This is a genomic window from Phocaeicola fibrisolvens (assembly GCF_025567125.1).
GTDB lineage: Bacteria > Bacteroidota > Bacteroidia > Bacteroidales > Bacteroidaceae > Phocaeicola > Phocaeicola fibrisolvens.
The window spans coordinates 1-7,872 of sequence record NZ_JAOQJI010000081.1; the positions used below are offsets into that span (position 1 = coordinate 1).

General features: G+C 48.9%; 7 protein-coding genes and 3 tRNA genes. 3 read left to right on the plus strand and 7 right to left on the minus strand.

Annotated elements, in window-relative coordinates; all coding sequences use genetic code 11:
* Nucleotides 1–153 precede the first annotated feature (153 nt).
* The 4 genes from OCV81_RS17210 to OCV81_RS17225 all read right to left on the minus strand — a co-directional run bounded on the left by OCV81_RS17210 (nt 154) and on the right by OCV81_RS17225 (nt 2,604).
* A tRNA-Lys gene (locus OCV81_RS17210) sits at nt 154–226 on the minus strand.
* A gap of 33 nt (nt 227–259) precedes the next feature.
* Nucleotides 260–332, minus strand: a tRNA-Lys gene (locus OCV81_RS17215).
* 591 nt (nt 333–923) lie between these two features.
* Nucleotides 924–1,415 (minus strand): pyridoxamine 5'-phosphate oxidase family protein, encoded by a 492-nt coding sequence (locus OCV81_RS17220; protein ID WP_022353718.1) that lies wholly within the window; start codon nt 1,413–1,415, stop codon nt 924–926.
* 13 nt (nt 1,416–1,428) lie between these two features.
* Complete coding sequence (locus OCV81_RS17225; RefSeq protein WP_148331076.1) at nt 1,429–2,604, minus strand: iron-containing alcohol dehydrogenase; 1,176 nt, start codon at nt 2,602–2,604, stop codon at nt 1,429–1,431.
* Nucleotides 2,605–2,781: 177 nt separating this feature from the next.
* On the opposite strand from OCV81_RS17225, the gene OCV81_RS17230 reads away from it, so the two are divergent.
* The 3 genes from OCV81_RS17230 (at nt 2,782) to OCV81_RS17240 (ending at nt 5,942) form a co-directional block, all read left to right on the plus strand.
* On the plus strand, nt 2,782–4,449 hold the full coding sequence (locus OCV81_RS17230) for a formate--tetrahydrofolate ligase (RefSeq protein ID WP_148331077.1): 1,668 nt from the start codon (nt 2,782–2,784) through the stop codon (nt 4,447–4,449).
* Nucleotides 4,450–4,453: 4 nt separating this feature from the next.
* Nucleotides 4,454–5,776: a cobyrinate a,c-diamide synthase gene (locus OCV81_RS17235; RefSeq protein WP_148331078.1), complete on the plus strand. Its 1,323-nt coding sequence runs from the start codon at nt 4,454–4,456 to the stop codon at nt 5,774–5,776.
* Between the two features lie 93 nt (nt 5,777–5,869).
* Nucleotides 5,870–5,942 (plus strand) — tRNA-Gly (locus OCV81_RS17240).
* A gap of 309 nt (nt 5,943–6,251) precedes the next feature.
* Here the strand turns inward: OCV81_RS17240 and OCV81_RS17245 are convergent.
* From OCV81_RS17245 to OCV81_RS17255, 3 genes are all read right to left on the minus strand, one after another.
* Complete coding sequence (locus tag OCV81_RS17245; protein WP_022353975.1) at nt 6,252–6,656, minus strand: type II toxin-antitoxin system HicB family antitoxin; 405 nt, start codon at nt 6,654–6,656, stop codon at nt 6,252–6,254.
* A gap of 58 nt (nt 6,657–6,714) precedes the next feature.
* Nucleotides 6,715–6,900, minus strand: a complete 186-nt coding sequence (locus tag OCV81_RS17250) for a type II toxin-antitoxin system HicA family toxin (protein ID WP_022353974.1) — start codon at nt 6,898–6,900, stop codon at nt 6,715–6,717.
* A gap of 118 nt (nt 6,901–7,018) precedes the next feature.
* On the minus strand, nt 7,019–7,414 hold the full coding sequence (locus tag OCV81_RS17255) for a hypothetical protein (RefSeq protein ID WP_148331079.1): 396 nt from the start codon (nt 7,412–7,414) through the stop codon (nt 7,019–7,021).
* Nucleotides 7,415–7,872: the final 458 nt, after the last annotated feature.

The window sequence follows — 7,872 nt, forward strand, 5'->3', positions numbered from 1 at the left end:
TCCCTAAAGATACGAAAAATTAGGGAGACGGGCAAGTCCTGACTGAGCGAAGTTTGGGCTTGCCCGATTTTTTTGCAGGCACAAAAAAGGCCATCTCAAATTATATTTCAATTTGAGACAGCCTCTTTTCCTCATTTTGCCTCACGGCTTCGGTACACCCTCAGGGATTCGAACCCTGGACCCACTGATTAAGAGTCAGTTGCTCTACCAACTGAGCTAAGAGTGCATCCACTATAATTGTCAAACTTTCCGAAATTTGTACACCCTCAGGGATTCGAACCCTGGACCCACTGATTAAGAGTCAGTTGCTCTACCAACTGAGCTAAGAGTGCATCTTTTTTTCTTTTGCGAGTGCAAAGGTAAATCTTTTATCCGAAATAGCCAAACCTTTTAGCAGTTTATTTTGTATAATTTTTTCAACCTATTCCTGAGTGGCTGGTTATAAACGAGATAGAAGAACAAGGCCCGCAATGGAAAAATGTCCATGCCGGCCTTGTGGTAGTATAAAAAGAGAGATTCAAGTTTCACACGACTATCTGTTTCAGGATTGATACAACCTGAAAAGAAAAACAGTTTTATAATATCATCAAAGAATTCCCCATTGATTCGCAAGTGTTTGCAAATTTATAAAGTTATTTTATGTTGGCAAACCGGGGTAGTTGAAGAAAAGGAGGGAAATAGGGATTTCCTGGATTAACTGACAAAAAAACGGGATTATCTGGTTATTTTTTTAAGTAAAAAAACGCTTAGACATTTAAATTAAAATGCCTAAACGTTTGGATCAAAACGCCTAAGCGTTTCATCACGAACGCCTAAGCGTTTAAAGTAAAACGTCTAAGCGTTTTGTTTCAAACGCCTAGACGTTTTCTCCTAGTCCTCAAATGTCTTCAGAAAATCTTCAAAAGTCTTCAAAAATCTTCTTGTCAGAGCCCCATCTTTTTGGTCTTTCCGCTCACCTTCTGGATGTCCAGCCGGATGATTTCCGTACGAGGGAACGATTTGTTGGCATACTCGATGCCCTGTACCTTGTGGTCGGGACAGTATTTGGAGAGCAGGAGGGAGAGGGCCGACATCCGTTCTGCTTCGTGCAGGCTGTGGTGGGCCGTGCATTGCAGCACCACGCTTTCGTAGCCCGTAGTGAACTTGTCGGGGATGACGCGGCTCCGTCCTGTCACACAGAACGATACATTGGGGCAGGCGTCGATGCAACGCAGCTTGCGGCCCACCGGCGCACAATGGATGTAGATGGAGTTTCCGCGGTCCCACACATAATTAATCGGAATGCCGTAGGCTCCATTTCCGTCTTCGCTCTGCATGGAGAGGATGCCGTATTCACCGTCGCGTAGGATTTCAAAAGCGCGGGTCTCGTCGAGCAGGCGGTCCTGCCTGCGCACGTCCTGATTGTTGTATTCCATAATCCCTCCGCTTTTATTGGTTGGCCAGTTCGTAGATTTCGCGGGTGGCCTGTGCATCCAGCGGCACGTAGCAGCCCACGTATTGTCCCTTGTTCTCGTGCAGTTTCTTCACCAGCAGGTCGATGTCCGGATGCTCGATACCCAGTTCCTTGAAGGTGACAGGCATGCCGATGGCATGGAAGAAGGCTTTCAGGCGAGCCACTCCCTCCAGGGCCATGGCTTTCTTGTCGTCCGACTCGGGCACATCCCATACGCGGTGGGCATACTGGGCCACCTTGCCCACGTGATGGCTGGCCATGTAGGTGAGCCAGGCCGGGAAAATCACCGCCAGTCCGGCCCCGTGTGTTACATTATATATAGCACTCACTTCGTGTTCCATGAAATGCGAAGCCCAGTCTTCCACAGCTCCTACGCCGCACGTTCCGTTGTGGGCAATGGTACCGGCCCACATCAGGTTCGCACGGGCTCCGTAGTTCGTCGGTTCCTTCATCACCCGGAGGGCCTCCGTGATGATGGCCTTGAGCGTACCCTCACACATGCGGTCGGGCACTTCCTGGTCTTCGGTGTTGGTGAAATAACGCTCCATGATGTGCGCCATCATGTCGGTCACCCCGCAAGCCGTCTGCCAGGCGGGCAGGGTATAGGTCAGCTCCGGATTCATTACGGCAAAGGTAGGACGAAGCAGACCGTGCGTGCGGACACTCAGCTTCTTCAGTCCGTCGAGTTTCGTGATGACCGTGTTTCCGGAACCTTCGCTTCCGGCTGCCGGGATGGTGAGCACCACGCCCAGGGGAACCGCTTTCTGCGGTACGGCCTTGTTGATATAGAAATCCCAGAAATCACCCTCGTAGGGGATACCCATGGCGATGGCCTTAGCCGTGTCGATGACGGAACCTCCGCCCACGGGCAGCAGGAAATCAATCTGCTCGCGGCGTCCCAGTTCGATGCCTTCGTACACCTTCGGGTCGGTAGGGTTGGGCTGTACGCCTCCCAGTTCCACATGAGGGATGCCCGCCTCATCGAGTTCCTTTTTAATCTTGTCGAGCAGTCCGCTGCGCACCACGGAACCGCCGCCGTAGACAATCAGCACTTTCGTGCCACGATATTTCTTCACCAGTTCTGCCGTCCGGCTCTCTGTGCCTTTTCCGAACACGAATTCGGTCGGGCTATAAAAATCGAAGTTATTCATATTGCTTACAGATTATAGGGTTTATATGCTTTATTGGACAAAGTTACAGAATTTCTCCGTATTTTTTATAAGAAATACGACACACCTCGGCCTCCTCCCGCGAGAAAACTGTAGTTTCCATTTGCCTCGGCACGGGGCTTTTTGTATCTTTGCGGCACAAACTTAAAAACTGCCCTAATGAAATCGGATATCGAAATAGCACGCAGCATTGAGCTGACAAAGATTAAACAAATCGCACGCGAGTATGGCATTCCAGTAGAGGAAATCTCCAACTACGGACGTTACATTGCCAAAGTTCCTGAAACACTGATCGATGAAGAAAAGGTGAAAAAGAGCAACCTGATTCTGGTGACGGCCATCACGCCGACAAAGGCCGGTATCGGAAAGACAACTGTTTCCATCGGTCTGGCACTCGGACTGAACAAAATCGGCAAGAAGGCCTTCTGTGCCTTGCGCGAACCGTCGCTCGGTCCTTGCTTCGGAATGAAGGGTGGAGCTGCCGGAGGTGGTTATGCACAAGTGCTCCCAATGGACAAGATCAACCTGCACTTTACAGGTGACTTCCACGCCATCACTTCGGCCCACAACATGATTACGGCCCTGCTCGACAACTATATGTACCAGAACAAGGACAACGGCTTTGCCATGAAGGAAGTGCTCTGGAACCGTGTGCTCGACGTGAACGACCGTGGCCTGCGCTACATCGTGACAGGACTGGGAGGCAAGACCAACGGCATCACCCGCGAATCAAGCTTCGACATCACGCCGGCCTCTGAAATCATGGCCATCCTCTGTCTGGCAAGAGACGAAGACGACTTGCGCCGCCGCATCGAGAACATCCTGCTGGGATTCACCATCGAAAACAAACCTTTCACGGTGAAAGATCTGGGCGTGGCGGGTGCCATCACGGTGCTGCTGAAAGATGCGTTGTCGCCCAACCTGGTACAGACTACGGAACATACACCGGCTTTCGTACACGGCGGTCCGTTTGCCAACATCGCCCACGGATGTAACTCCGTACTGGCTACCAAGCTGGCCATGACCTTCGGCGACTATGTAGTGACAGAGGCCGGATTCGGTGCCGACCTGGGTGCGGAAAAATTCTACAACATCAAATGCCGCAAGGCAGGTCTCCAGCCGAAACTGACAATCATCGTAGCTACGGCTCAGGGACTGAAAATGCACGGTGGTGTGGATGTAGACAAAATCAAGGAACCGAACATGGAAGGCTTGAAAGAAGGAGTGAAGAACCTCGACAAGCACATCGACAACCTCCAGTCGTTCGGCCAGACCGTAGTGGTGGCCTTCAACCGTTACGCCAACGATACCGACGAAGAACTCGACTTCGTGCGCCGTCACTGTGAGGAAATCGGCGTGGGCTTCGCCATCAACAACGCCTTCATGGAAGGGGGAGCAGGTGCCGTCGACTTGGCTAACCTGGTGGTAGACACCATCGAACACAACCCGTCGCAGCCGCTCACCTTCACTTACGACGAGAACGACTCAGTAGAAGAGAAGGTGACCAAGATTGCCTGCGGATTGTATGGCGCCAAACAGGTGCTGTTCGGCCCGGCTGCCCGCAAGAAGATACAGATGATCAAGGATTTGGGATATACGCATTTCCCGGTCTGCATTGCCAAGACACAGTACTCTTTCTCTACCGACCCGAAACTCTACGGGGTGGCTTCCGGTTTCAACTTCGCCGTGCGTGACATCGTCATCAACGCCGGAGCGGAAATGCTGGTGGTAGTAGCCGGAGAAATGATGCGTATGCCGGGATTGCCGAAAGAGCCGCAGGCATTGCACATCGACATTGTGAACGGAGAAATAGAAGGATTGTCGTAAGCCGATGAAGCCACAGTTTCTTGTCGGAGCCCTGATGCCCGGAAGCGGGCAGACCCTCGTGGCCTTGGGACTGATGCGGGCGTTGCGCAACCGCGGCCTGCATGTACAGTCGTTCAAGTGCGGACCGGAGCTGGCTGAGCTGCGCTATCATGCGCTGGCCACAGACCACGAACCGGCCAATCTGGATGCGTGGATGGCCTCGCACACTCATTTGCAAACCCTCTACAACGGTTACGGCGAAAAGGCCGATGTATGTCTCGTAGAAGGGAAGGGAGGACTGTTCGACGGTTTCCGGAAAGCGCAGGGAAGCGGGGCCGAACTGGCCCGTCTGATGAGAATACCGGTGGTGCTGGTGGTCAGCGCGCGCAATGCGGGCTACTCCACGGCAGCCATGCTGCAAGGCTTCAAGCATTTCTATACAGATTTGAAAATAGCCGGAGTGATTTTCAACCAGGTCACTTCGGCTGCCCAATATGGTTTCCTGCGCGAAACCTGTGCCGAGGCGGGAGTGGAATGTCTGGGTTATCTTCCTTTACTGGAGGATGCAGGCCTTCCTCTCCGGCATCAGGCACTTACCCTGCCGCTCCGGAAGGATCTCGACCAGCTTTTCCAGAAGGTGGCCGAACAACTGGCGCAGCATGTCGACTTGCCCAAGCTGTTGAATCTTTGTACCCGTATCTTCCCCTGTGCGTACTCACTCCCTTACATCTCGGAAACCGAAACAGAGGCATGGATTGGTGCCCGAAAGCTGCGGATTGCCTTGGCTTCCGACCCGGCCTTTCCTTTCCTATACCGAAGAAACATCGACCGAATGCAAGGAGAAATCATCCGTTTCAGTCCGGTGTTCGGCAGCGAACTGCCTCAGGCAGATATTGTCTACCTGCCCGGCGGCTATCCGGAACTGTTTGCCCGCCAGCTGCATCGCCGGAAACGCCTGATGGAACAGTTGCGCGCGTACGTGGAAAACGGTGGAAAGCTGTTGGCCGAAGGGGGAGGAATGGCCTTGTTGGGACAGACCTTGACCGCACGTCTTGGCGGAACGGCCTACGAGATGGCCGGTATCCTGCCTTATTCCGTCTGCGTGAAGGACAATCGCCTGTGCAGCGGGTACCGCCAGACTTCCTATCGGGAACTCAACCTGAAAGGATATGAGTATCGCTACTTCGACATCGTGCCGACAGAAGAAGCCGCTTCGCTCCAAACATCGGTCTGCCATGCCAAGGGAGGGGAGATGCCTGGTTCGTTTTTCTTCCGTTACAAGAACTGCATCGCTACTTCCGTCCACAATTATTGGGGAGAAAGCAGCCTGTACAAGCTCTGGGAGTAGGTCGGCAGGCTATTTTTTCTGCTTTTCGGGCGAAAAAAAACGAAGAAAAAGGAGGATTCTAAAAAATTAATTCTATCTTTGCATCACCAAATCGCGGCAGTAGCTCAGTTGGTAGAGCATCAGCTTCCCAAGCTGAGGGTCACGGGTTCGAGTCCCGCTTGCCGCTCCTCAGTGTTTAAAGGCTAATATTCTGATAATTAAGGATGTTAGCCTTTACTTCTCTAAGAAACTTTCTTCGATTTATAGATTAAAAAAAAGGATATAAACCTCACTTTTGAGGTTTTGTGCGTATCCTTTGCGTATCCTAAAAATTTTAATCTATATGGCAACACTCAAATTGACCGTATTCAAGGCTAAAGTCTTGAAAGATGGCAGGCATAATCCGGAATAATCTGGTCAAAAAAGGCGCACCATTATGATGCGCCAGATTGTCAATTTGTTCTTTAATTTATATCAAAGCCTCACGGCTGGAATATCAAAACTTGACAAGTTCCATTCTTTTAAGTATTTCATCGTATTTTGATTGTATATATGCTTTCTGTTTCTCGGAAGGCGTCACAATCTTGCCCTTGTATTTTCGCATTACAGATTCATTTAAACCTATTTCCTTTGCAAACTTACTGGCATTGATGAACGGAAATGCCTCAAAAAAACCGCTTAAGTCATACACATACTCCACAGAATAACCAGCTTTATACCAATTGGGAAATTCACCATGTTTTTCTTTGTAATATTCCGCCTGTTCCTCTAAAACAGAAATAAAGTCCTCTTTCGCTTCCTGTTCTGTAAGCCCAAAGCCATACGCACCGTTTACATCTTCAGAATAGATAGAGATTCCTCCATCATCTGCTTTTTCAATAATAGCCTGAATCTTCTTCATAATCGTGTATTTTAAGTTTTGTCAATTAAATGCACCCACCGAAGTGGGTGCTGTTCTTTTACTTCTTTAACCCCGCCTTTTTCATCATGCTGTCAAGAGTACCTTTAGGTATCTCTTTGGCTGGATGTCTGCCTACAGGGATAAAGTAGTCAAAGTCGGGATGAACATACTTGTGATGTTTCTTTCCCTTTTCGATTGTCCAGCCTGCTGACTCAATCAATTTGTAAAACTCTGAAAACTTCATAAATCAAAGAACTTTTAATTGACAATGCAAAGGTAACATTTTCGTTACTATCAAGCAAACTTTGTAACGTAAAAAAGTAACGTTTCTGTTGCTTTTTAACATTCTAATAGAGTCGTATCTATTTCTTGTTTCTTCTTCTGTGCGAAGCCATGTCCTTACCCTTTATAACCTTCGTTCCGGTAACGGTATGGAGCTTGTCACGCTGCATTAATACTAAGTTTCTGTACGGTATTTCATATGCTACTTCCCGGTATAACAGATGCAGATTTTCCATGAACGACGCTATCTGTCCCAAGAGAGTATCATTCACTACAACCTCGGCTTCGCTTTCTCCCAAGGATAGCAGAACTTCTTTCAAATTGTCTGCTTCTTGTATGTCTGACAGATTGGAGATTGCTCCGGCCAGTTTGTGGACAGTAGGAGGGTAGACCGTGTAGGCTTTCCCATCGACAAACACTGCCCTGAAATCACTTCCGATAATGGATTCTGATACTATTTTCGCTTCTTGATTCATTCTGATAAAAATTAAGGGGTGAAGCCCTTTATTCATTAAACTGAAAATACGGCAATTTTTCTTTGTCCTTTGCATGGAAAGGCATAGCCAGCTTGGTTGTCTTTAAGATAATATTCAAACGTATCACGATAGGCTTTATCATAATTTTCTCCATACAACTTCATCTCACGTATGTAGTAATCCAATTCCTAATTGAACTTTTTAGTATCAGCATGCCTGCCTTTCCGGTCTGCTTCCACCACTTCCATAAGTTCGGATATGACCAGACGGAGGAAATGTTCATCACTTAGGCTCTCTTCGTGCCATCCGTGAGCTATTGTGCACTAGTAGGCCTTATCTCTCAATTTGTTTAAGTTCATAATCACTACTGTCCACTAAAAATGGACAAGGTTAAAAGTTAAATAAATTCGGTTCACTTGAACCATATCGGTCTTTGACATTTTTGAAATTCGATTTGT

Excerpts from the sequence above, each read along its gene's own strand:
- OCV81_RS17235 (WP_148331078.1), top strand. The coding sequence starts at position 4,454 with ATGAAGCCACAGTTTCTTGTCGGAGCCCTGATGCCCGGAAGCGGGCAG.
- OCV81_RS17225 (WP_148331076.1), bottom strand. The coding sequence starts at position 2,604 with ATGAATAACTTCGATTTTTATAGCCCGACCGAATTCGTGTTCGGAAAA.
- OCV81_RS17250 (WP_022353974.1), bottom strand. The coding sequence starts at position 6,900 with ATGAAGTTTTCAGAGTTTTACAAATTGATTGAGTCAGCAGGCTGGACA.
- OCV81_RS17220 (WP_022353718.1), bottom strand. The coding sequence starts at position 1,415 with ATGGAATACAACAATCAGGACGTGCGCAGGCAGGACCGCCTGCTCGAC.
- OCV81_RS17230 (WP_148331077.1), top strand. The coding sequence starts at position 2,782 with ATGAAATCGGATATCGAAATAGCACGCAGCATTGAGCTGACAAAGATT.
- OCV81_RS17245 (WP_022353975.1), bottom strand. The coding sequence starts at position 6,656 with ATGAAGAAGATTCAGGCTATTATTGAAAAAGCAGATGATGGAGGAATC.
- OCV81_RS17255 (WP_148331079.1), bottom strand. The coding sequence starts at position 7,414 with ATGAATCAAGAAGCGAAAATAGTATCAGAATCCATTATCGGAAGTGAT.